This window comes from Streptomyces sp. NPDC001914 (assembly GCF_042891215.1).
Lineage (GTDB): Bacteria > Actinomycetota > Actinomycetes > Streptomycetales > Streptomycetaceae > Streptomyces.
The window spans coordinates 144,149-165,187 of sequence record NZ_JBIASW010000004.1 but is presented as its reverse complement, the minus strand read 5'-3'; the positions used below and the strand labels follow the sequence as shown (position 1 = coordinate 165,187).

Here is a 21,039-nt window from a genome sequence, read left to right as displayed (position 1 = left end):
GAATGGGCGAGTGCCCTGAGCAGCCCGCTTCACCGCCGCGTCCGCGGCGGGCCACCTGCGCCGCCTTGGTCCGCGCGGTGAACACGAGGCCCGTCTGCTGCTAGAGCTGGAAAGCAGCAAGGGGATACAGCGGTAGGCGCCGGCAGACAGGGGACGGCGTAGAAGGCAGTGTTGGTGCCGGTGATGTTCAGTAGGCGAATCATCTGGCGCCCCGGGGCAGCCGGATAGAACGCGGTGCCGGCATCGGTGGCGAAGTAGCGGGCGCGCAGTAGTTCATTCAGACCGGCCCCATGCAGTCGACTATGAGCACTTCGGGAGCCGGAGCGCCAGCGCTCAGCTATCCGGAAAGCGAGGCGCCGGCCTACCGTTGGACGGAGTCGGGGGTGACGTCCACCTGATGGGGACTGCTGCGGCGCACCCGTTCGGCTCAAGCGGAGGCGGGGGCGTGTCTCGTTGCTCAGGGTATGACGATGCAGGACGTATCGACCGGCGATGGCGAACCCCCCGTCCCACCTGGGGTACCACCGTCGCTGTACAACAATGATCAAGCCCGCCTTGCGCTGCGGGGTCTGCTGGATGACGCCCTGGCACGCTTGCCGCTCCTAGGTATGAGCCAAGAAGAAGCGGGGCTGCCGTGTTCTGGCGCGGGTGCATCGCTCCTGCTGTTGTGATCAGGGCGTTAGGTCCAGCGCTCTCCTGGCCTGTCTTCCGGGGTGCACTCGCCAGCCACGTTGCGCGGCTTTGCTTGGTCTGCAGATGCTGGGTACCGGGGCGTATGCGGGTGAGCGTGGTGGACGCGGGGTCGAACACGGTGCGGCTGGCGGTCGCGGACGTGCAGGCCGGGGTGCCGCTGCCGGTGCATACGGTGAAGTGGAAGCTGCGACTGTCCGAGCGGGCCGGGGCCGACGGCTGTTTTGGCCCGGATGCCACCGGGCTACTGGTGAAGGCGGTGTCCGCGGCGGCCCGCACCGCGCGGGAGTGCGACGCGGCCGAGCCGCTGGCGTTCGCGACCGCCGTGGTGCGCCGGCCCCCAACCGCACGCAGGTAATGCGTGCGGCTGGGGAGGGGAGCGGGGCCCAGCCATGCACCCCGCCGGGTGAGCTGGAGGCGGAGCTGACCTATTTGGCGGCTCGCCGCTGGATGGGATGGCAGGCCGGGCCGCTGGTGGGGGACTCGATCCGGCAGGCTTGAGGATCCTCCAGTTCCCTTCGTCGACACGGTCCTGGCGGCTCAAGAGTGATCGGCCTGCTGGTCCGGCGGCACACCGCTGCCGTCTCCGCCGCCCTTGTTCCCCTTGTCCGTGCCATGAGGGTGGCCCTGGCCCGTCTCCTCGGCCTGACGCGCGTTGAGCTCGCCGCTGTCCTGCGGGGTGGCACCACTTTCACGGCTGCGCCGCTGCTGCGGCTGCTGAGGGTTGGACGTGTTCGACCCCATCCCTCTCTTCTCATTTTCGGGATGAGGGCAACATTCGAGTCCCCGCAAGCTGGCGTCCCACCCGCCAGTCTTCCCGCTCGTTGTCCGTCGGCGAGCAGGATGCCTTGGACCGCGCGCCCTGTCCACTGGGAGTGGTCCGACAGGATGGCGGCGTATTTCGCCTGCAGGCGGCGGCCAGTCTGCCGTCCGAACCGTGACGGTTCCAGGACGTCTTGCCGCCCTGGCGCGGGTGCTTCATCGCGATGTCGGTGCTGCCGCTGTCGGAGTGGACGGACGGATTCGCCGCATTTTCAGTCTGGGGCGCACGCCGCGAACGCTCAGTCCCATGTATAGCGCCTCCCAATGCGAGGTCAAGAAAAAGCCAATTCGGGATGCGCGATGGCGGCGAACGTGGGTATCCGCTCGCTCACAGGGACGAGAAGCCTGGGAGGGGTCGTGTCGGACAGCGGGGTTGCGGAAGTGAGGCGGGCGGAGGGTGCCGAGGAGGCGCAGCGGGAGGAGTCCGAGGCCGAGCGGGCCGACCGGCGGTGGAACGAACTGATGCAGGAGATCCGGGTCGCGCAGACCGGCGTCCAGATCCTCTTCGGTTTCCTGCTGAGCGTGGCGTTCACCCCGGCCTTCGCGCATCTGTCGCACGCGAACCGGTTCATCTACATCACGACGGTCGTCCTTGGCGCGACCGCGACCGGCGCCCTCATCGCGCCCGTCCCCTTCCACCGGATAATCTCCGGCCGCAGCATCAAGGCGCAGGCGGTGCGCTGGGCGGCACGGCTCATCTTCCTCGGCCTGGCGCTGCTGGTCGCCACGCTCACCTCCGCCCTGTTCCTGATCCTCCGGGTGGCCACGCACGACGGCTTCGTGCCCTGGCTGGTGGGCACGGTGGTCGCCTGGTACCTCGCGTGCTGGGCCGCGCTGCCGCTGTGGGCACGGCACCGGTACACCACGGTGCCGGAGGAACCCGCCGGCTGACGGAACCCGGCCACCGCCGACGGCCCCCAGCGTGAGTCCCATCCTGGAGCCGCCGTGCACCACCGCCCACGAGCACCTCAGCCTGATCGTGCGGGCGCGGGCGCGGCGGCGAGGGTCAGCCGACTGCGGGCGGCCGGGGTTCGTAGTAGGTCGGGTGCTGCAACCGCGACCCGAGGACCCGTTCCAGCGACGGGTTTATCTGGGTCAGCAGGTCGTGGAGCCGGCTGGCGACCCTGGTGGCTTCGCCGGCCAGGTCGTCGAGCCGACGATCATTTCGAGTTCGGCGATCGTCTCGTCCTCGCCGTCGATCGCCCGCAGGATGTGGGGCATCGCGTGACGCTGGAGCATGTCGATGCAGGCGGCGGAGCTGAGAAGCGGTCGTCAGGCGAGCAAGATGGGCGGAGCTGGGGTGTGAAAAGTGTTACGCCCTGGAGCCCTTCATTTCCGCCGACGCCAACTTCATCTCGCCGTCCACCAGTTCAGACCGGCTAATGCCGTGCCGACAACGGGCTCACGCGCGTTGTTGCGAGGGTGCTGGGGCATCCGAGGGACGGGCGGCGTCGCTCGAACTGTTTGCGGGTGTGGACGCGGGGCAGGCGGGCTGTGTGCTTCGGACCGGAGGCGCGAGCCAAGCGGAGTTGATCCGTGCGGCCGCGGCTTCCTCCGCGGTCTGCGGAGCCCTTCTCTGTGCGACATGTCCCACTCACCCTCGTCCGGGCCCCGCGTTTCTTGCGCACCGCCCGGACGTGCCGTCCAGGAGGGATCCCCGCGTGCCCACCAAGAACTTCGCAGCCCGTCCGCGCACCGCGGTTGCGGCAGGCCGAGACTCTGACGACTCACCCGAATCCGATGCTTTGTTCATCCGGCTGGTGGAACTGGAGGACGGACCCGAGCGGGATGCCGTGCGCGATGAGCTGGTCAGTCTCTGGCTGCCCATGGCGTACCGGATCGCCGGCCGCTTCCGCGACCGAGGTGAGGCCATCGAGGATCTGCGCCAGGTCGCAGCCCTCGGTCTCATCAAGGCCATAGACCGGTTCGACCCGGCTCGCGGCGCCTTCGAGAGCTACGCCGTCCCGACGATCACCGGCGAGGTAAAACGTCACTTCAGGGACCGGATGTGGGCCGTGCGAGTTCCACGCCGTGTCCAGGAACTGCGCAACCGTGTCCGGATCGCTCGCCGCGAACTGCGCCAGCAGCCCGGCCCGGCCGAGCCGACGATCCCGGAGATTGCCACCCACGCCCGCCTCACCGAGGACGAGGTGAGTGCTGGTATGGAGGCCATGGAAGGCTTCAGCGCCCTCTCCCTCGACGTGGAAGTGGGCGCAGGCGACGACGGATACAGCCTTGGCGACACCCTGGGCGGCACCGACTCCTCCTTCGACACCGTCGTCGACCGGATGGCGGCCGCCAAGGAGTTGCGCCGGCTTCCCGAACGGGAGCGGACCATCCTCTACATGCGCTTCTTCGAGGACATGACGCAAGGCCGTATCGCCGAAAAGCTCGGCATCTCGCAAATGCACGTCTCCCGCCTCATCTCCGCCAGCTGCGCCCGCGTACGCCGAGAGGCTCTGGCGCGGTGACCGGCAGCCCAGAAGAGAAGGAGGGAAAGCTGATGAGTCATCTGCTGACGCACGGACACGGCGAGCAGCCCACGGCCCGCACGGAGAATGAACAGATACCGCAGGTGGCGCAGCCCCAGCATGATGGGGTGCGGCAGGCCGTGGTTGAGCATGCGACGGGTGTGGTGATGGCTCTGGGGAGGTTCGACGCCGGCCACGCTGGAACGGTCCTGTCCGAGGTCTCTGATCGCACGGGTCTCACGCCGATCCGCGTCGCCGGACTGCTCACCGCCTGGCTGACCACCGGCGAACTCAATCTGGGACTTCGCATAGCCCTGGAAGAGGCGATCCGCGAACAGCGCCGAGCACACCCGGAACCGGCCCCTGGTGGTGCCCCGGACTCCCGGGATGGAGGGGGCCATGCTGTCCCACAGGCTTGAGAACGACGTCCTGGTTCTTACGGTGGAGGACGCACCCAGCTCACGAGAGCACCATCTGGCCTCCTTGATCAGCGACTTGATCCACGTGCACGATCCCACACCCGCGGTCATCGTTCTTGGAACAGTGGTGCCCGATGAAGTGATCGAGGCGGTTGCTGAGGTTCACCGCAGCTGCAGGCAATCGGATGTGCTGATATCGGTGGCGACGCCCAGTGCTCCTGCCCGTCGCATCCTGCAGGCTCAGGCCGCTGCTCCGGGTGGGGGCCTGGTGGTGCACGCCCGCGTCGATACCGCCGTCAGAACTGCGGATGCCGCTGCCGCCTGACGGCCGACCCGAGATGCCTCGCGTTCCCTGAGGCCGTCCGGAGACAGCACCACGGGGCTGTTCAGCACTTCCTGGTCTGCCAGGCGGTGCAGGGCAGTTCAGTTCCGCTGCCCTGCAGCCAACGCGGCGCGGGCTACTTTTCCGCGCTGGGGACGGCCGGCGGGCTAGTGGGTGAGGTCTTCTTGGCGGTTTCCATCTGCTCGCCGAGTTCGGTGAGACGGTTGCGGCCCATGGCCTTGCGGACCTCGGGGAACCATTCCTTCTCTTCTTCTTCGACGTGGTGGCGGACGGTCTCGATGAGGACGGTCATCTTGGCGTCGAACCGCTCGTCGGCGGGGTCGAGAACCTTGAGTTGGGAGAGCATCCACAGCACGACGTGGTGTTCCTCGATGCTTTCGAGGACGTGGTCCTTGGTGTCGGGGGCGACTTCCCGGGCCGCGGGGTAGAAGATCTCTTCCTCGATCCAGGCATGGGTGGTGAGTTCCTCGATCGCCTGGTCGGCGATCTTCCGCTTCTCTGCGCGGGCGTTGTCGCCGGCCTTCTCGAACTGCTTGAGCAGCTTCTCCACGGTCTTGTGGTCTTCCTTGACTAGCACGATCCCATCCACGGGTGTCATCCGCATCGTCCCTTCCGGAGGCGTATGCGTCCGGCAATGCTCTGTAACCCCGAAAGCTCCCGATGAGGGCTGGGGCTGCTGCTGTTGGCTCCCAGGGTGAGGGGGCTGGGCCGTACGGGCCCCGGACCGCATCCCTGGCCTCGAAGGGCCTGTGCCCTCAGCGTCGTGGGTCCACGAGAAGTGGGGCCGGCGGAGTGTTGTCCGCGGGCCCCACTTCTGACTGCCGCTGAGGTTACATCGGGCGATGGCTCTGGTAGTAGCTGCCGATCTGCTCGTGATAGCCCGCGTCGCCGGTGTGCTTGTCCTTGTCGAACTCGGGGGATTCCTTGATCTGTTCCTTGGTGAGGTCGACGTAGATCTTCAGCTCTTCCTGGTCAACCCTGGTCACCGTGTTGGTGGGGAGCAGGATGTGCTTGCCGAAGATCCACACGCCGGTGTCGACGACGAGGTAGGCGGAGTTGACGTCGTCCGAGCACTTGTCGACTTTACCGACGCTGCCGTCGGTGGCCTCGACCTTGTATCCGGTCAGGTCGGTACCGGCGGTGTATCCGGTGGTCGGCTGGTAGCCGATGTACGGGTAGACCTCGGCACCCGGTTCGACGCCGCTCGGGTGTAGCGGTTGCCCTCGCGCGGCAGGAGTTCGTACCGGGGAGCGCGCGGTGGAGGGGTAGAGGGCGTTGGGGAAGGGCGAGTCCTGCGGCTCGCAGTGGGTGGGCAGAGGGCCGTCCTCCAGGCCGGCGGGCGCGTCCAGCCAGCCCTTGCCGTCGGCCTGCACGATGAAGGGGTCGTCGCGCAGGGCGTCAGGGCCGGTCGCGTCGTCGGGGGGAACGTAGTCCGGTGCCCGGTCCGGCACGAATTCGGGTACGTCGCGCCCGGTCCACTCCCGCGTTTCCTCGTCCAACCACAGGTATGCCTTGCGATCGCTCCACGGGTGCTGTCGGGTGCGGCGGAGGCGCGGTTGTAGAGGATGCGCCGGTTGGCGGGCCACGCCCTGGCCCAGTCGGCGGCCACATGGTCCTGTTCGGTGTGGGGCGTGCGACGGGCCGCGTGGTTGATATCGTCCGCGTAGACCCCGCAGTGGATCCAGCAGCCGCAGCGGGTGGAACCGTCGTCCTTCAGTTCCGCGTAGGGGGACAGCGGCGCGCCGTCCGGCCCGTGGCCGTTGATTTCGGCCAGCACGTGCGCGGCGACCGGCTCCCCCGGGGCCAGGGCCACTGGCTGCCCACCCCGGCCTGCGTCATCGTGCGCGACGGACCACGTGCAGTCGTCGCCCTCCTGCTCCGCCCCGATCGCCGCGTCGCGACGCAGTCAGCTGCCGTGGCTGGTGGCTCGAAAGTATCTCCTTGACCTTGGCGATGGCGAAGCCCCAGCCCTGCGCCACGGTCGGCTTGCCCGTCACCGCCGCCTCCTCCGTGCTGGTCAGCACGACCAGCACGACCGGCCCGGGGGGCGTCGAACGCCAAGCGCACACTGTCGAGCCATTCATGGAGCTCGGCGCAGAAGCGGAAGGTGTGCGGGTCCACCGGTTGGAGCAGCATCGACGGGCGCAGGCCGCCCGGATCGTCGACGCCCATCGCGGCCATGATCTGGAGCGCGCTCTTCACTTTCGCTTTCTGAAAGTGGTGGACACGCTGGGACTGTCGTCGACGTCGGACCCGGCCGGCGGCGACCGCGCGGGCCTCCGCAGGCCGGATCCCCTGCTCATGTCAGGCTTTGCCCTGCATGCTTCGACGTGCGGGGTTGCCTTGCTCCGAGGCCTTGGGGTCCTTCTCGTCGGCCTTGGAACGCACCCCCTGCTCGATACGTTCACCGATCGTCTTGTCGATGTTCGACCAGTACTCGAACGCTCGATGGAGCACCGGTTCGGTGACACCGTTGAGCAGATGGCCGACGACGTTGTCCACGAGCCTGTCCCTCGCCGCGTCGTCCAGGACCTCACGCACCATCGTGCCGGCCTGGCCCCAGTCGTCGTCCTCACGATGAGAGACGTAGGCGGCGCGGGTGATCTCACCGTCGGCGTGCCAGCTCGGGGGATTGCCGAAACGGGCTGTGTCCGCCGCAGGTCCGCCCTTCGAGTTCGGTGCGTAGACGGGGTCGCTCGTCTTGCGGTACGCCATCGCCCCGTCCTTGGAGTACGTGTGTACCGGAGTGACGGGGGCGTTCACCGGCAACTGTTGGTAGTTGGGCCCGATGCGGTGGCGGTGCGCGTCGGCGTAGGAGAACAGCCGCGCCAGCAGCATGCGGTCGGGGCTCGGACCGATGCCCGGGACGAGGTTGTTCGGCTGGAAGGCGGCCTGCTCGATCTCCGCGTGGTTGTCCGTGGGGTTGCGGTCCAGAGTCATCCGCCCGACCTCGATCAGAGGGTAGTCGCCGTGCGGCCACACCTTGGTCAGGTCGAAGGGGTTGAAGCGGTAGTCGACCGCTTCCTCGTACGGCATCACCTGCACGTACAGAGTCCAGCTCGGATACTCGCCGTCACGGATGTGCTCGAAGAGGTCTCGCGTGTGGTAGTCGGTGTCGACCGCCGCCATCTGGTCGCCCTCGTGCTGGGTGAAGAACTCGATGCCCTGGTCGGTCTTGAAGTGGTACTTCACCCAGAACCTCTCGCCCTGGGCGTTGATCCACATGTAGGTGTGCGAGGTGTAGCCGTTCATGTGACGCCAGCTGCGCGGGATGCCGCGGTCGCCCATCAGCCACGTGACCTGGTGGGCGGACTCGGGGGAGAGGGTCCAGAAATCCCACTGCATGTCGTGGTCACGCAGGTTGTTGTCGGCTCGGCGCTTCTGGGAGCGGATGAAGTGCTGGAACTTCATCGGGTCCTTCACGAAGAACACGGGGGTGTTGTTGCCCACCATGTCGTAGTTGCCTTCGCTGGTGTAGAACTTCACCGCGAAGCCGCGAGGGTCGCGCCAAGTGTCCGGGCTCCCCCGCTCACCGGCGACGGTGGAGAACCGGGTGACCAGGTCGGTACTGGTTCCGGGCTGGAAGACTGCGGCCTTGGTGTAAGCGCTGACATCCGCGGTGACGTCGAAGCGACCGAACGCGCCGCTGCCCTTCGCGTGCGGCTGACGCTCTGGAATGCGCTCGCGGTTGAATTGGGCCATCTGCTCGATGAGGTACGAATCCTGCAGCAGAATGGGGCCGCCCGGGCCGACAGTGAGCGAGTGCTCGTCGCTCTCCACCGGAATGCCCGCGTCGGTGGTGGTCGGTTTGGGTGTGGCGTCGGTCATTCTCGATTCCCCTTCGATGGTGCCTGCGGGTACGAATCTGTGATCCGGGCCCTGGACCTCGGCCCAGATCCCGGGACCTCGCCGCCGGGAGCCGGACGCTCACGGCGGCACCGCCGAGCCGCTGCGGCCCTGATCCGGCAGCGAGACACGGGTAACCCGCCATCGACGGAGCAAAACACTCATGAAACGGTAGAAAGAACCGTTCTGCAGCTCGCCACTCCGTGATCCGGCCGAGCGATTGCAGATGCCGGGTCGACGACGGCCGGACGAGCTCCGTGCGAGCCCATGGAGATCCCTGACGTCAGGCGAGTATTCACCGCTCGGTCCGTTTGCGGGCGACCGCGGAGAAGGGCCGTTTTGCCCTTCGCGGTCGGGGGTATTCGGTCGATGCGCTTGGGACCGCAGGCGTTGTGGCCCCGGGATGGCGAGGGCCGCCGTCCCTGGTTCCCTCTGGTGTCCGAAAGGCTCCCTTGTCCCCGTTCATCTCGGTTTCCCTGCGGCAGACGGATCCGTTCCTGTTCACCTATCTGATGCACCGCGCCTCACTCGTCTCGGACGGCCGGCCGCCGGTCGAGCTGGACGTGACCTTTCAGTATTCGGCGGAGCAGGCGTTCGCCGTGGTGATGACCCTGCACGCTTCCGGGATCGAAGCGGAGTGGAGTCTCTCCCGCGAACAGCTGGTCGAGGGCCTGCGCCGGCACGACGGCTGGGGTGACGTCGCGATGTGGCCAGTGGCCCGTCCCGGCGGCGAGGACGTGATCCGAATACGGCTGGGACCCGCGTCGAATCATGTGGTGGTAGAGGTCTGCCGGGCCGTCCTCTCCGCATGGCTCAACGAGACCCTCCGGCTGATTCCTCGCGGATCCGAGGCTCGGTACCTGTTCCTGGACCAAACGATCTGCTGCATCCTCGACGCGGATGAATAGGTCCCTTCGGAGGAGTCCGGCGTCCCGCGCCCGCCGGCGAGTCCTCCGGCCTCAACGCCGTCTTTCGCCTGCCCGTCACCAAGCCTGAGTCCGAAACGGGGTGCGCCAGAAGAGACCTCCCGGGAGTCGTGCCCTGTCTCCCCGATTTCCCGACCGCGCGGCGCATTCCTCCCAGCTCAACGATCCAGGGTGGCCCGTTCGTTCAGCCCTGTCCACGCGCCGGCGGCTTTCGCCCCGGAACGAGTAAGCGTTCGCCGGAGCGGAGGCCGAGCACAGGGCATGCAAGGAGACGGTGGAGTGCGTGGGTTCGCGCGACAGATGGCGACAATGGCCCGGGATCTGCTGGCGCAGCCGTCGGTGGACGCGACCCTGGAGCGGATCACCGGATCGGCCACGGAGTTGGTGGCCGGCTGCGACGCCGCAGGGGTACTGATCCTGCGTGGTCGGAGCGTCGAATCGTTTGCCCCAACCGCGCAAGTCGTCGTCGACAGCGGCCAACTGCAGGAACGCCTGCAGGAAGGCCCGTGCTTCGGATGCCGCCCGCGAGAGCGAGAGGGTCTTTCGTATCGCGGCCATGGGCATTCTCATGGGCCGTCACCACATCACCGTGCACGAGGCGTTCGACGTGCTGCGCCGCTACTCCCAGGAGAAGAACATCAAGCTGCATGACGTGGCCCGCCAAGTGTGTGAGACAGGCAACCTGTCTTGACGCGGCGTGCCCCTGGGCTGGTGGGGAGCCGGCTGACCCGGCCCCGATCTCGGCCATGCAGCCCGACTGCGTGGGCCCGTGGCGGCTGCTTCTGGAGGCGGCCCGAAATCGCCATCCAGGAGGAATCCGGGAGGGTGTCTGCCCAGTCGGACTGCGGCCGCTATGCCGTGTTGAGCATGACGGTGGCGATGATGCGCTTACCGGGCGGGGTCGCTTCGACGATGACGTTTTGAGCGAGGGCGGTGACGATCTCCAGCCCGTGCTGTCCGATCCGCCTTGGGTCCGGGGCTTTCACGGCGGGAGGCAGGGGGTTGCTGTCCCACAGTTCGATGCGCAGGGCGGCGCCGGTGACCTGCATCTGCAGGAGGGCTGGGCCGGGGGCGTATTTGCGGGCGTTGGTGACCAGTTCGCTCACGATCAGCTGGACGATCTCCATGGTCGAGTCCGCCACCGCGATGCTGTGCTCGTCGCGCACGTTGGAGAGGAAGGACACGGCGAGGTGGCGCGCCTGCGCGATGCGGGTGCCGTCCATGTCCAAGTGCAGAGATGCCTTCATCGGCGAAGGCGCCCCCACCTGATTGCCCTCGCTGTCCTCAGATGAATGACCCATCTCCGCCCGCTTCCATGTTTTCGTCGCTTACCCCGCCCGGTATCGGCCATGCACTGCCCGGCACGTTACCTGTGGCACAGCCACGGAGACGCGTGGTCCCTATGATGCGGTTCTTCAGGGGCCCCCCGGGGGGATGACCGGGCGTGACGAGATTCGTTGAAGGGTACGTGGCAGACATTCACCATCGAGAAGGGCAGCCTGCGCCCCTGTCGATCACGCAGACGACTGTCGACGGAATACGTGTCCTGACTGTGGCCGGCCAAATCGATGCCGACAACGTCGGCACACTTCGCGAGGCTCTGCGCGTCGAGGGGGACAGCGCGTCGGCGCTGACGGTACTGGATATGGGCGCCGTCAATTTCATGGACTCGAGCGCCATCAACGTCCTGATCGCGGCGAATCGTGACGCCGTCGCGGCGGGTGGTCGGCTTCGTATGGCGGCTTTGAGCGAGCCGGTCCGACGAGTCGTCGAAGTCGTCGGCCTCGATACGATCATCGCCTGCTGTCCCACCCTCGCCGAGGCCTTCACGATCTGACCGGCTCCCCGACGACGGGGCAGTGCCGAGCCGGCTTTTGACCGCAAGTGCTCGGCTGTCATCGGTCGGAAGGGTCTGTCATCAGCCGGAAGGGTCTCGCGACGGCGCCGCTGCGTCTGTTCGGGGCGACGTCGGCGGCCGGAGCGGCCGTGCTGGAGGTCATGGTTCCCGGCGTCACGCCCGGCCTCCGGCCGCCGTCCCCGACCACCCCGGTGGGACTGTCTCACTCGGCCCGCCCCTCTCGTCTCCGTGATGGCGAGGCCGTCAAATGTGGGTGGGTCCCGGAGCAACTGCTCCGGGACCCACCCACATTTCATGAGGGTCAGAGCTGCCTACCAGCGGTACCACCGGCCGCGCCGGCCACCGTTGCCCGCCGGGCGGATGACGAACCCGAGAGCCCATACGACGAGCACGATGACAGCGATCCACCAAAGGGCCTTGAGTGCGAAACCGGCGCCGAAGAGGATCAGAGCGAGAAGAAGAACGAGAAGAATGGGAACCATGGTTATCAACCTCCGCCGCCCCTTGTGCCCGGCCCGTCGATCTACATTCCTGCGATCTTAAGTTTTGCCTACGGAGGTCGTGGTCGTGCCATTCCGTGTGAGGGACTTCGGGTGTGGAAGCGAAACGCGGGGTGAGCGGAAGGAGCATATTGACGTCCAGTGAGACAGGGTGCGTGGTGGTGGCCGCGGACGAGAAGGCTCAGGCCAAGGGTGAGCAGGTCAAGGGCAGGGTCGAGAAGGTCACCGCTGTCACGCACCCGTGCTGGGTATGCAGAAGTCGGCGGTGCGGACCCGGACCGCCGAATGCGGCACCGGCTACGTCCGTCCTCCCAATGGAGCGGCGGCGGCCGGCCAAGAACCTGGCCGCCGAAGCGCAGGTCCTCGCCCGAGGGTTTGACTCCCGGGATCGGGCTACCCGATGGGCATGGCCCTTTCGATGCGAGAGACGGAACGCAAATACGTGGCGCCCGACGGCGACGTCTCCTGGCTGAGCGATCTGGCCGGTGCAGGACCCATCGCCTCTGTGACGGACGGAGGAACGCAAGAACTGGACGCCGTCTACTACGACAGCGACGACCTGCGACTGACTCACGCCCATGCGTCCCTGCGCCGCAGGACGGGCGGCACCGACGCCGGCTGGCACCTGAAACTGCCCCTCGCCGGTGACAGCCGCGAGGAGATCCGGGTCCCGCTGAGGTCGAAGGATGTTCCGGCGGAACTGAGTGACCTCGTGCTCTCCCGCACCCGAGGTGCCGCACTGCGACCCGTGATACGCATCCGCTCCAGCCGCTCCCTGCACCATCTCCTCGACGCGCGGGGCGAGGTCCTGGCAGAGCTGAGCACGGACGAGGTGTCCGCGGAAGCGCTCCGCGACCGCGGACGCGGCGCGGCCTGGACGGAGATGGAGGTCGAACTCGCAGAGGACGGCGACCCGGCCCTCCTGGACGGCGTCGAGAAGGTGCTGCGCCGGCACGGTCTCGACCGGGCACAGAGCCCGTCCAAGGTGGTCCACGCCCTGACGGAGACCGCGATGTTCCCGCAAGACCCGCTCGCCGCGCGCCCCGGTGCCGTCGCGACGGGATCGGCCGGGGACTACGTGCTCGCCTACATCGGCCGACTCGTCGACGCTCTCACAGACCTCGACCCCGCCGTACGCCGCGACGCGCCCGACTCCGTCCACCAGATGCGCACCTCGGCACGCCGCCTGCGCAGCTGCCTGCGGTCCTACCGCTCCGTCCTGGACAGAAAGGCCACTGACCCCATCCGCCGCGATCTGAAGTGGCTCGCCAACGAACTCGGCGTCGAACGCGACCACGAAGTACTCCGCGAGCGCCTCACCTCGGGCGTGCGGGAACTGCCCGGCGAACTGGTCCTGGGCCCGGTCGAGGCACGGCTCACGGCATGGGACGTGGAGCAGCGGACCGGCGCCCGTCGCCGCACACTCGACACGCTCGCATCACCTCGCTACCTGAACCTGCTGGAGGGCCTGACCTCCCTCAAAGAAGCGCCACCGCTGCGCACCGTCAAGGCGGCCGGCGAACCCCGGAAGGTCCTCGGCAAGGCGCTCCGCAAGGAGTACCGGCGCCTGGCCGGACGCATGGAATCGGCGCTCGAGATGGCGCCGGGCCCCGAACGCGACACCGCGATCCACGACGCCCGCAAGACTGCCAAGAGGCTCCGCTACGCCGCGGAGGCGGCCCGCCCGGCTCTGGGCAAGCCGGTACGGCGGCTCGGCAAGCGGGCCAAGGCGGTGCAGCGGGTGAGCGGAGCCCAGCACGACAGTGTGGTGACGCGGGACGTCCTGCGCCGGCTGGCGGTCCTCGCCCACGCGGCGGGGGAGTCCGGCTTCACCTGGGGCGTCCTGCACGGCCGTGAGGGGGCAGCGGCGGACGCCCGGGAACGGCAGCTTCCGCAGGCCTGGGCCAGGGTCCGCGCTGCAGCCCGGAAGAAGGCCTTCCGGTCCTGAGCGGCCCAGGAAGCGTGATGCCCGGCGTGCCGCCGTCCTTCTCGGCTTCCGATGTTCGACGAGTGGAAATCCGAGTGGAGGAACCGCCGCGATCGTCGGCTACTCTGCCGTGGCGGTGCAGGTGCCACCTTCGCGTCGAGGTATGCAGGCTGGTTGTGATGATCTGCCCCGCGGTGATGCCGAGGCAGGCACTGGGTGTTTGGCAGGGAGGTCTCAGGGCACCCACAGCGTCGTGCTCCGGGTGGCGGGAGGGCGCTGTGCCGTGCCTGTCCGCCATGACGTCCGGTCGCCGGGCCTACACCGGCTCGCACTGACTCACGTCCACGGCTGGTCCACACGTGGGTCCGGTTCGAACCCGACCCCATATTTCGGGAGCGATTCAGTATGGTCTGCGGTAATGCGATCGACTACGTCGGCTTCTTGGGGGAGGGCGCCGGCGTCTTGCGGATCCCGGCGGGGCGCGACAGCCGCCGACAAGGCGATCCGGCGGCCCGTCGGGAGAAGGCGACGACGGCGGATGGCTGAGCAGTTGCCCCCCGGCCAAGACCGAGACCACCACCCCGAAGCCCGTGTGGCGGGCCCTCAGCACACTGCCGCGAGGAGCGGCGAGGTGGTGTCGCTGCAGGACAGGCAGAGCAGGCGGGAGCAGGGCCATGTGTCCGAGACGGAGGAACAGGCCGTGGGGATCGTGATGGCCATCGGGCGTCTGGGCGCCGATCAGGCGCGGGCCGTCCTGGCGGAGGTCGCCCAGCGCAGCCACATCACACTGCGCCGCATCGCCGGCCTCGTGACGGCCTGGGTGTCCAGCGGCGAACTCAACCTCGGCATCCGTATCGCCCTGGAGGAAGCCATCCGGCACCAGTCTCGCGAGGCTCGCCCGGTCGGTCCACCGGCTGAGTGAGCACCCCGACCGCTGATCCCGGTCATGCGAACCCTTCACCACAGCGCGGCACGACCGGCGCCCGGCAGCTTCTCCCGCCCTCCGTGGCGTCGCCGAACACGTCAGCCGCGCCGCGCTGCCGGGCCTTCCGCCGCAACGGCCGGCTCGGGCACGGAGCGGCGGAGAGATGCCGATCCGAGCGTAGTTTTCACCCGGACTGGATATGTCAGCCCATTCCGGACACTCGGCGTCCATGGCCACCCAACCGCACACTCTGTTGGCGTTCTCCTCTGCCGGGTCCTTGTGGCTGGCGGTGGGCGTCCTCCTTGTCGCGATCCTGCTCGCGGCGTTCGTCCTGGGCCACCGGCGCTCCGCCGAGCGCCGGCAATCCGGCCCTGGGCCCTCACCGCAGCAGGCGGCACGGGCACGCCAGGAGCTCGAGAATCCGCCACGCCGTGGCATGGACTGGAGCACTCCTGATGAGGATCCCGAGCACGGGCACCCCCGTCGATGACCCAGCCCCCTGTGCGCGCGACACCGTTGCCGGGCCGTCGATCCGGGCCGGGCGAACCGTGCGGCCCGGCCGCCGCGCCGTGCTCCGCGTTGGTGAGGATGTCGCGCGCCGAGTCGGGCGTGAGCTGTCCGACGTTGTCCAGGGCCTTGTCCGTGGTCGACACGCCGGTGATGCCCATCACGGAGACCAGGACCAGCGAAGCGGGGAACAGGGCGAGTACGCCGTAGTGCCTCGAGGGCCGCCGCCCGGTCGGTCAGTTCGTCCCTCCTGATCTCCCGCAGTCTCCCTGTGAAGACCTTGCCCCACCCTCGCCGGGGCAGCTTCGTCGGCGTTGCTTCAAGCCGCGCGGGCTTCGTAGACGCTGGGGTAGCAGGGGATGAGAGTGTCGACTCCGACGGTCTCCAGGGTGCGGCGTACGGCGGCGGGAACGTCGACCAGGCGCAGCCATCCTTCCGTCCGGGTGAGTGCGCGATGGGCGGCGAGAAGGGTGTTGATTCCACTGGAGTCCATGAAGGACACCTGCCGCATATCGACGATCACGCAAGGCCGGCCGAGGAGTCCGCCGGGTTCCAGAGCCTGTCCCAGGGGGCCGACAGTGGCATGGTCGATCGCACCGCGAACGGTCACCACGGTGATGCCGTCGCAGGCGGTGGAGTCCACCCTCAAGGGCTGCGGCCCGTGCGCTTTCTCGGTGTCCACGAAGGCTCCCAACGTTCTTGACGACTGGCACAACCCGGCACTCCGTCCTCATCGGCATGCGTATCGTCAGAGCCGGTGGTCGCGCGAGCCCGTCGGGCCGGGGGAGACGCGGTTCTTCCGGCTGGGGTGTTCGCGCTGTACGCCGACTCGTGGCTGCCGTGGTGCGGTGACGGGTTCGCGGCGCCGCGGATTCGCCGACCGCGACCGATGGGACCCGAACAGATCCTGTACACCCACGAGTTCGAGCAGTCTTGCCATTGCGGCGCTGACGGCCCGGATGGTCACCGTCTTGCCTTGGCTTTCGGCGCGGTGCCGGATTTCCAGCAGCACGTTCAAGCCGGAGCAGTCGCAGAAGGTGAGTCCGGCGAGATCCAGTTCGAGGCCGCCCACCGAGGCGGAGAGGGCTTCGCCCAGCCGATCCCGGACCTTCGGCCCCCAGACGAAGTCGAGTTCACCCTGTACTGCCACCAGGGTCGGGATGCCGCTCGGGCCGGGGGCGGGCGGCACCGTGGCCCCGCGTGGATCGGGGTATGGGAGCTTCGGCGTGGTGAGGGGCCCACCCTCGTACGGATGCTCCTGCATGGCTCACTCCCACATGCGTTCGTGTGGTCAACTCCAACGTTCCCCCAGGAAGGCAACATACGTCAATTGATACGTGAACGTCAGTACGTGTTTTTTGTTGCGCGCATCCTTGTTCAGTAGACTTGTGGCATGGATGGGGTACCCGAGTCACACAACGGATGGACGTTCCTGACGAACCACGCTCGCGTGCTCGCGGCCATCGCGGACAATCAGAGCGCGCGCGTCCGCGACATCGCCGCCCGGTGCCGGCTGACCGAACGGGCGGTGCAGAAGATCATCGCGGATCTGGAGCAGGCCGGGTACCTTTCACACGTTCGTCAGGGGCGCGGCAACAGCTACCACATCGACCCTGCCAAGATTCTGCGTCATCCGACCGAAGCCGGTCAGGGCCTGACGGTGGCATCGCTCCTCTCGTTGCTCATCCATGACGAAGACAGCCGGGCGGTGCTGCCTGGCGAGTCCACCCGAGCATCCGGGTGACGGAGACCCCGCCGCGGAGTGACGGCACCACGCGGCGACGCTGCCCGCATCGGGGCTGTCGGGCTGAACGCTGTCCCGCGCCGTACGATGGCTGATCGTCTTGATCCTGTCGGAGCTCGGGAAGTCCTCGATGCAGCAACCAGTCACCGTCGTCACGGGCGGCAGCAGGGGTATCGGTGCCGCGATCTGTGAACGTCTCGCGGCCGATGGTCACGACGTCGTCGTCGGTTTCCGCTCGGACGGCTCGGCCGCCGAGAGGGTCGCCACCGCCGTCCGTGCCGCCGGGCGCGCGTGTCTGACGGTCCGGCTGGACACCGCGGACGAGAACGACGTCGACCGGCTGTTCGACACGGCCGCGCGGCAGCTCGGTCCTGTCACCGGGCTGGTCAACAACGCCGGGATCAGTGGTCCCAACGGGCGACTGGCGGACGCGGCAGCCGAAGGCATGCGCCAGGCGCTGGAAGTCAACGTGCTCGGTTACCTGCTGTGCGCGCGTCGCGCCGTGCGCGACATGTCCCGCACCGGCGGGGGAGCGATCGTCAACACCTCCTCGGCCGCGGCGACCCTCGGCAGCCCCGGTCAGTACGTGCACTACGCCGCGGCGAAGGCGGCGGTCGACGCGATGACCGTGGGACTGTCCAAGGAGGTCGCCGCGGAGGGCATCCGCGTCAACTGCGTTGCCCCCGGGACCGTCTGGACGGACTTCCACGCGGACCCCGAGCGCCCCGCCAAGGTCGCCGCCCACATCCCCATGGGCCGGGCCGGACAGCCCGGGGAGATCGCCGGTGCCGTCTCCTGGCTCCTGTCCTCCGACGCCTCCTACACGACCGGAGCGGTCCTGCGCGTCGCCGGTGGCCTCTAGGGTCTGTCCAGAGAGCTTTCGGCGGTCAGCTCCAGGGCGGCTCCGCCGCAGGGATGACCAGCGGCAACTCGGCGATGACGGTGGCGCCTTCGGGGGTGGTGTCGATGGTGAGGGTGCCGCCGATCTCTTCCACGCGTTCGTGCATGGAACGGATGCCCACACCGGGTGTCCAGGGCACGGTGCACCGGCCGCTGTCGGTGACGGTCACGCGCAGACGCGCGGGGTCCGTGAGCCGCAGGGTGAGGTGCGCGGTGGTGCCGTCGGAGTGCCGGGCGATGTTGGTCATGGCCTCCACCGCCACCCGGTACGCGGCCACCTCGACCGCTGCCGGCAGCGGCGGCAGCCGTGGGGGAGCGTCGATCGTGACCGTCAGGGCCCGGTCGTCCGCGGCGCACAGCGGGGCGATGCGCTGGCGTACGGCGTCGACGAGGCCGAGTTCGTCCAGGGCCCGAGGCCGCAGGCCGTAGACGATCCGGCGGATCTCGGTGATCGCGTCGCCGACGTCGGCGCGCAGCCCTCGCATCGTCTCCACGGCACCTTCCGGGTCGGCGGCGATGAGGTTGACGGCGGCGTCGGCGGTGTAGGCGATGCCGGTCAGGGCCGGACCGAGTCCGTCGTGCAGATCCCGGCGCATCCGGCGGCGTTCCTCTTCGAGCGCCGTCACCACCCGGCCGCGGGAGACGCGCAGTTGCTCGCTCAACCGCGCCGCGTGCAGGGCCTGGGCGAGCGGCACCGCCACGAGTTCGAGCACCGCCGTCGCGGCCTGGGGCAGCCGCAGGTGTCCGGGCGGCAGGCACACCACAAGATCGCCCACGTGATCGGCCCCCGCGCTCAGGGTGACCTGGGTGCAGTGGCCGTCGTCCATGGTGCCCGCCATGCCGACCGTGGTCCCGTCCTGGCGCAGGGCGATGCCGGGCACCCCGAGGGTGGAGCGCAGGGTCCGCAGCCACCTCGGCGGCGGGGCGCCGGCGGTGAGATCCGTACCGAGCCGGGTCAGCGTCTCGACCGGGTCCGCCGACCTGCCGAACAGCATCTCGTCCATGCTCGCCTCGACCTGCCGCTTCACCGGCTGGTACCCGGCGGCTATCGCGGCCGCCAGCAGGGCCGGCACGCCCTTGCCGGGCCGGGTCCCCACCACCAGTTCCCAGACCGCCGCGACCCCCTCGTACACCGCCGCGCTCAGCGCGAGCATCACGATCAGGACGGCCGCCCCGCGGATGACGACCCGGACGTCGGCCCGGCGCGGCGCGATGAGCGCGACGGTGACGGTCAGGGGGAGCGGCAGCGACACCGCACTCGTGATGACGGCGGAGGGTACGGGGCCCACGGGCAGGGAGTTCTCGACGGCGAACTGGAACATGCCGGCCAGCGTCGTCGCGGCGGCACCCAGGACCAGCCACAGAACGCGGCGCCGGTCGTCCCCGGACGTGAGCTCGAAGAGCACCCATGTGCCCGCGAGCATCGCGGCCCCGGCGGCGACGATCGCCGGGACCTGAGCGGCTTTCAGGTCGGCCGCCGCGGCGAGGGCGCATCCGGCGCCGGTGACGACGACGGCCGCGTCGGCGCAGAGCAGCAGGCGGGAGGGCGGCCGTTTCGGTACGACGCGCAGGCCCGCGAGAGGCAGGCTCACGGTCGCCGCCAGGACGGCGAGGACGACGGCGAGCGCGTGCGCACCCGCGGCGAGCGCGAGCGGGGCGGCCAGCAGACCGCCCGCGGCGGCGCCGAGGAACGGAACCGCGGCCCCGCCGGGGAGCCGGGCGGCGACCGTCCCGCAGCAGACCGCCAGGAACGTGCCGACGATCACCGCCCAGATCACCCATTGCTCGGAGGAACTGGGCGGCGGTGCGACGGCGAGAGTGACCAGGTCCGCGGCCGAGAGAACTGCGAACAGGGCACAGGCGCTCCGAGCCCGTACCGTCACGGTCCCGCCTCCGCCGCTCCGCCGCCCAGCCCCTGCTCCCGGGCCATGATCACCGCCTCGGTCCGTCCGCTCACGCCCAGCTTCAGGAAGATCGCGGACAGCCGGTTCGACACGGTCTTCTCGGCCAGCGACAGGTCGGCCGCCACCCGGGCGTTGGTGTATCCCCGGGCCAGGCGGTCGAGCACATCCCGCTCGCGGTCGGTCAGTTCGGGGAACGGGACGGCCGACGCCGGCGCGGGGGAGAGACGGCCGAGGAGGCGGGCCGCGACCCCGGGCGTGATCACGTACTGTCCGGCCGCGACCGCGCGCAGGGTCGTCAGGATCTCCTCCTGCTGGGCGCCCTTGAGGAGGTAGCCGTGGGCGCCGGCGCGCATCGCGGACATCACCGTCTCGTCGTCCTCGAACATGGTGACCACGAGCACCGCCACGTCCGGCAGCACGGCGGTCATCCGCCGGGTCGCCTCGACGCCGTCGAGCGCGGGCATCCGGATGTCCATCACGACCACGTCGGGGCGGGTCAACTGGGCCTCCCGCACGGCCTCTTCGCCGTTCGCCGCCTCCGCCACCACCTCCACGCCGTCCAGCGAGGTCAGCAGCGCGCTCATACCGCGTCGTACGACGGGGTGGTCGTCGGCGATGAGGACCCGGATCGGGCCGGCGGGGGAGGTCATGTCCCGATGATGGCCGACCGTTCTCCCGGCCGGGAGGGTTCAGGTTCCCTGGGGGTCGGGAAAACCGCCCGGGCGGAAGGGAGTTCCTGACGATGCGCGTCAACGGGGCATGCCGCGATAGTCGGTTCACCGGCAGTCGCCTCGACGGCCCCAACACCCTTATGGGGGAACCGACATGAGCCCGACGCAAGAGGTACGGCCCGCACTCAGCCGTAAGAACAAGGTGGGCCTCGGGCTCGCCGCCGCACTCGGGCTGCTCGACATGACCAGCGCGGGCGACTTCCTGGCACCGGACAGCGGCGAGCCCGGGCCGCCGGCGGGCGTCCTCGTCGCCGACGTCGTCCTCGGGCTGATCACGGTCGTCGCCGTCGTCCACACCTGGCGCACCGCCAACCGCACCGGCTCCCGCATCGTCGCGGGGTCCCGGATCCTGTCGGCGATCACCGCGCTCCCGGCCCTGTTCGTCACCGGCGTCGCGGCGTGGGTGGTGGCCGTCGTCGCGGTCCTGATCGTGGTCACCGTCGTCGCGACCGCACTGGTCCTCTCCCGCACTGTCCCGGAATCGGCGCTCACCTAAGGGCGCTGGGCAGCCACGGATCACACCCCT

The 21,039-nt window shown here is 68.9% G+C and carries 21 protein-coding genes and 4 pseudogenes; 13 read left to right on the top strand and 12 right to left on the bottom strand.

Annotation, left to right across the window (positions count from 1 at the left end; genetic code table 11):
* Positions 1-775 precede the first annotated feature (775 nt).
* Positions 776-1,164, top strand: a pseudogene (locus tag ACFYYF_RS13375) (Ppx/GppA family phosphatase); the annotation flags it as partial.
* A 66-nt stretch (positions 1,165-1,230) separates the two neighbouring features.
* Here the strand turns inward: ACFYYF_RS13375 and ACFYYF_RS13370 are convergent.
* Complete coding sequence (locus ACFYYF_RS13370; protein ID WP_388774781.1) at positions 1,231-1,434, bottom strand: hypothetical protein; 204 nt, start codon at positions 1,432-1,434, stop codon at positions 1,231-1,233.
* 378 nt (positions 1,435-1,812) lie between these two features.
* Here ACFYYF_RS13370 and ACFYYF_RS13365 point away from each other — a divergent pair, with 378 nt between their 5' ends.
* Positions 1,813-2,403 carry a DUF6328 family protein gene (locus tag ACFYYF_RS13365; RefSeq protein ID WP_388774778.1) on the top strand — a complete coding sequence of 197 codons (591 nt, stop codon included), beginning with the start codon at positions 1,813-1,815 and terminating at the stop codon, positions 2,401-2,403.
* A gap of 139 nt (positions 2,404-2,542) precedes the next feature.
* Here the strand turns inward: ACFYYF_RS13365 and ACFYYF_RS13360 are convergent.
* A pseudogene (locus ACFYYF_RS13360) lies at positions 2,543-2,733 on the bottom strand (IS110 family transposase); the annotation flags it as partial.
* Between the two features lie 440 nt (positions 2,734-3,173).
* Between ACFYYF_RS13360 and ACFYYF_RS13355 the strand changes: the two are divergent.
* Genes ACFYYF_RS13355 through ACFYYF_RS13345 form a run of 3 tightly spaced genes read left to right on the top strand, consistent with a single transcriptional unit; the run spans position 3,174 to position 4,727 of the window.
* Positions 3,174-3,983 carry a SigB/SigF/SigG family RNA polymerase sigma factor gene (locus ACFYYF_RS13355; protein WP_388774776.1) on the top strand — a complete coding sequence of 270 codons (810 nt, stop codon included), beginning with the start codon at positions 3,174-3,176 and terminating at the stop codon, positions 3,981-3,983.
* Positions 3,984-4,015: 32 nt separating this feature from the next.
* Positions 4,016-4,402: a hypothetical protein gene (locus tag ACFYYF_RS13350; RefSeq protein WP_388774774.1), complete on the top strand. Its 387-nt coding sequence runs from the start codon at positions 4,016-4,018 to the stop codon at positions 4,400-4,402.
* Positions 4,383-4,727, top strand: coding sequence for a hypothetical protein (locus ACFYYF_RS13345; RefSeq protein ID WP_388774771.1), 345 nt, complete (start codon positions 4,383-4,385; stop codon positions 4,725-4,727). The genes ACFYYF_RS13350 and ACFYYF_RS13345 overlap by 20 nt, the downstream gene beginning before the upstream one ends.
* Before the next feature lie 133 nt (positions 4,728-4,860).
* Here ACFYYF_RS13345 and ACFYYF_RS13340 read toward each other — a convergent pair whose 3' ends face one another.
* The 4 genes and pseudogenes from ACFYYF_RS13340 to ACFYYF_RS13325 form a co-directional block, all read right to left on the bottom strand.
* Positions 4,861-5,334 (bottom strand): hemerythrin domain-containing protein, encoded by a 474-nt coding sequence (locus ACFYYF_RS13340; protein ID WP_388775699.1) that lies wholly within the window; start codon positions 5,332-5,334, stop codon positions 4,861-4,863.
* A 241-nt stretch (positions 5,335-5,575) separates the two neighbouring features.
* Complete coding sequence (locus ACFYYF_RS13335; protein WP_388775697.1) at positions 5,576-5,872, bottom strand: PRC-barrel domain-containing protein; 297 nt, start codon at positions 5,870-5,872, stop codon at positions 5,576-5,578.
* 6 nt (positions 5,873-5,878) lie between these two features.
* A pseudogene (locus ACFYYF_RS13330) lies at positions 5,879-6,540 on the bottom strand (formate dehydrogenase); the annotation flags it as partial.
* Between the two features lie 509 nt (positions 6,541-7,049).
* Entirely contained in the window at positions 7,050-8,573 is a 1,524-nt protein-coding gene (locus ACFYYF_RS13325; RefSeq protein WP_388774768.1) for a catalase, read from the bottom strand.
* A 470-nt stretch (positions 8,574-9,043) separates the two neighbouring features.
* Here ACFYYF_RS13325 and ACFYYF_RS13320 point away from each other — a divergent pair, with 470 nt between their 5' ends.
* Positions 9,044-9,499, top strand: coding sequence for an SsgA family sporulation/cell division regulator (locus ACFYYF_RS13320; RefSeq protein WP_388774766.1), 456 nt, complete (start codon positions 9,044-9,046; stop codon positions 9,497-9,499).
* Between the two features lie 279 nt (positions 9,500-9,778).
* Positions 9,779-10,208, top strand: a pseudogene (locus ACFYYF_RS13315) (ANTAR domain-containing protein).
* Positions 10,209-10,368: 160 nt separating this feature from the next.
* On the opposite strand, the gene ACFYYF_RS13310 reads toward ACFYYF_RS13315, so the two are convergent.
* A complete protein-coding gene (locus tag ACFYYF_RS13310; RefSeq protein WP_388774763.1) occupies positions 10,369-10,764 on the bottom strand; it encodes an ATP-binding protein in 396 nt (131 codons plus the stop codon).
* Positions 10,765-10,985: 221 nt separating this feature from the next.
* On the opposite strand from ACFYYF_RS13310, the gene ACFYYF_RS13305 reads away from it, so the two are divergent.
* Positions 10,986-11,354 carry an STAS domain-containing protein gene (locus tag ACFYYF_RS13305; RefSeq protein WP_388774761.1) on the top strand — a complete coding sequence of 123 codons (369 nt, stop codon included), beginning with the start codon at positions 10,986-10,988 and terminating at the stop codon, positions 11,352-11,354.
* Between the two features lie 332 nt (positions 11,355-11,686).
* On the opposite strand, the gene ACFYYF_RS13300 is transcribed toward ACFYYF_RS13305, so the two are convergent.
* Complete coding sequence (locus ACFYYF_RS13300) at positions 11,687-11,857, bottom strand: hydrophobic protein (protein ID WP_388774758.1); 171 nt, start codon at positions 11,855-11,857, stop codon at positions 11,687-11,689.
* Positions 11,858-12,281: 424 nt separating this feature from the next.
* Here ACFYYF_RS13300 and ACFYYF_RS13295 point away from each other — a divergent pair, with 424 nt between their 5' ends.
* Entirely contained in the window at positions 12,282-13,823 is a 1,542-nt protein-coding gene (locus ACFYYF_RS13295) for a CHAD domain-containing protein (RefSeq protein WP_388774756.1), read from the top strand.
* A 610-nt stretch (positions 13,824-14,433) separates the two neighbouring features.
* Entirely contained in the window at positions 14,434-14,724 is a 291-nt protein-coding gene (locus ACFYYF_RS13290) for an ANTAR domain-containing protein (RefSeq protein ID WP_388774753.1), read from the top strand.
* An 829-nt stretch (positions 14,725-15,553) separates the two neighbouring features.
* On the opposite strand, the gene ACFYYF_RS13285 is transcribed toward ACFYYF_RS13290, so the two are convergent.
* Together ACFYYF_RS13285 and ACFYYF_RS13280 are read right to left on the bottom strand one after the other, a co-directional pair.
* On the bottom strand, positions 15,554-15,916 hold the full coding sequence (locus ACFYYF_RS13285) for an STAS domain-containing protein (RefSeq protein ID WP_388774750.1): 363 nt from the start codon (positions 15,914-15,916) through the stop codon (positions 15,554-15,556).
* Positions 15,917-15,982: 66 nt separating this feature from the next.
* Positions 15,983-16,498: an STAS domain-containing protein gene (locus tag ACFYYF_RS13280; RefSeq protein ID WP_388774748.1), complete on the bottom strand. Its 516-nt coding sequence runs from the start codon at positions 16,496-16,498 to the stop codon at positions 15,983-15,985.
* Between the two features lie 129 nt (positions 16,499-16,627).
* On the opposite strand from ACFYYF_RS13280, the gene ACFYYF_RS13275 reads away from it, so the two are divergent.
* The gene (locus ACFYYF_RS13275) at positions 16,628-16,978 is read left to right on the top strand and encodes a helix-turn-helix transcriptional regulator (RefSeq protein ID WP_388774745.1); all 351 of its coding nucleotides are present in this window, start codon (positions 16,628-16,630) and stop codon (positions 16,976-16,978) included.
* A gap of 130 nt (positions 16,979-17,108) precedes the next feature.
* Complete coding sequence (locus ACFYYF_RS13270) at positions 17,109-17,840, top strand: SDR family NAD(P)-dependent oxidoreductase (protein WP_388774742.1); 732 nt, start codon at positions 17,109-17,111, stop codon at positions 17,838-17,840.
* A gap of 25 nt (positions 17,841-17,865) precedes the next feature.
* On the opposite strand, the gene ACFYYF_RS13265 is transcribed toward ACFYYF_RS13270, so the two are convergent.
* A complete protein-coding gene (locus ACFYYF_RS13265) occupies positions 17,866-19,761 on the bottom strand; it encodes a sensor histidine kinase (protein WP_388774739.1) in 1,896 nt (631 codons plus the stop codon).
* On the bottom strand, positions 19,758-20,432 hold the full coding sequence (locus tag ACFYYF_RS13260; RefSeq protein ID WP_388774736.1) for a response regulator: 675 nt from the start codon (positions 20,430-20,432) through the stop codon (positions 19,758-19,760). The genes ACFYYF_RS13265 and ACFYYF_RS13260 overlap by 4 nt, the downstream gene beginning before the upstream one ends.
* A gap of 175 nt (positions 20,433-20,607) precedes the next feature.
* Between ACFYYF_RS13260 and ACFYYF_RS13255 the strand changes: the two genes are divergently transcribed.
* Positions 20,608-21,009: a hypothetical protein gene (locus ACFYYF_RS13255; RefSeq protein WP_388774733.1), complete on the top strand. Its 402-nt coding sequence runs from the start codon at positions 20,608-20,610 to the stop codon at positions 21,007-21,009.
* Positions 21,010-21,039: the final 30 nt, after the last annotated feature.

Excerpts from the sequence above, each read along its gene's own strand:
- ACFYYF_RS13370 (WP_388774781.1), bottom strand. The coding sequence starts at position 1,434 with ATGGGGTCGAACACGTCCAACCCTCAGCAGCCGCAGCAGCGGCGCAGC.
- ACFYYF_RS13365 (WP_388774778.1), top strand. The coding sequence starts at position 1,813 with ATGGCGGCGAACGTGGGTATCCGCTCGCTCACAGGGACGAGAAGCCTG.
- ACFYYF_RS13350 (WP_388774774.1), top strand. The coding sequence starts at position 4,016 with ATGAGTCATCTGCTGACGCACGGACACGGCGAGCAGCCCACGGCCCGC.
- ACFYYF_RS13345 (WP_388774771.1), top strand. The coding sequence starts at position 4,383 with ATGCTGTCCCACAGGCTTGAGAACGACGTCCTGGTTCTTACGGTGGAG.
- ACFYYF_RS13325 (WP_388774768.1), bottom strand. The coding sequence starts at position 8,573 with ATGACCGACGCCACACCCAAACCGACCACCACCGACGCGGGCATTCCG.
- ACFYYF_RS13310 (WP_388774763.1), bottom strand. The coding sequence starts at position 10,764 with ATGAAGGCATCTCTGCACTTGGACATGGACGGCACCCGCATCGCGCAG.
- ACFYYF_RS13300 (WP_388774758.1), bottom strand. The coding sequence starts at position 11,857 with ATGGTTCCCATTCTTCTCGTTCTTCTTCTCGCTCTGATCCTCTTCGGC.
- ACFYYF_RS13295 (WP_388774756.1), top strand. The coding sequence starts at position 12,282 with ATGGCCCTTTCGATGCGAGAGACGGAACGCAAATACGTGGCGCCCGAC.
- ACFYYF_RS13280 (WP_388774748.1), bottom strand. The coding sequence starts at position 16,498 with ATGCAGGAGCATCCGTACGAGGGTGGGCCCCTCACCACGCCGAAGCTC.
- ACFYYF_RS13275 (WP_388774745.1), top strand. The coding sequence starts at position 16,628 with ATGGATGGGGTACCCGAGTCACACAACGGATGGACGTTCCTGACGAAC.
- ACFYYF_RS13270 (WP_388774742.1), top strand. The coding sequence starts at position 17,109 with ATGCAGCAACCAGTCACCGTCGTCACGGGCGGCAGCAGGGGTATCGGT.
- ACFYYF_RS13260 (WP_388774736.1), bottom strand. The coding sequence starts at position 20,432 with ATGACCTCCCCCGCCGGCCCGATCCGGGTCCTCATCGCCGACGACCAC.
- ACFYYF_RS13255 (WP_388774733.1), top strand. The coding sequence starts at position 20,608 with ATGAGCCCGACGCAAGAGGTACGGCCCGCACTCAGCCGTAAGAACAAG.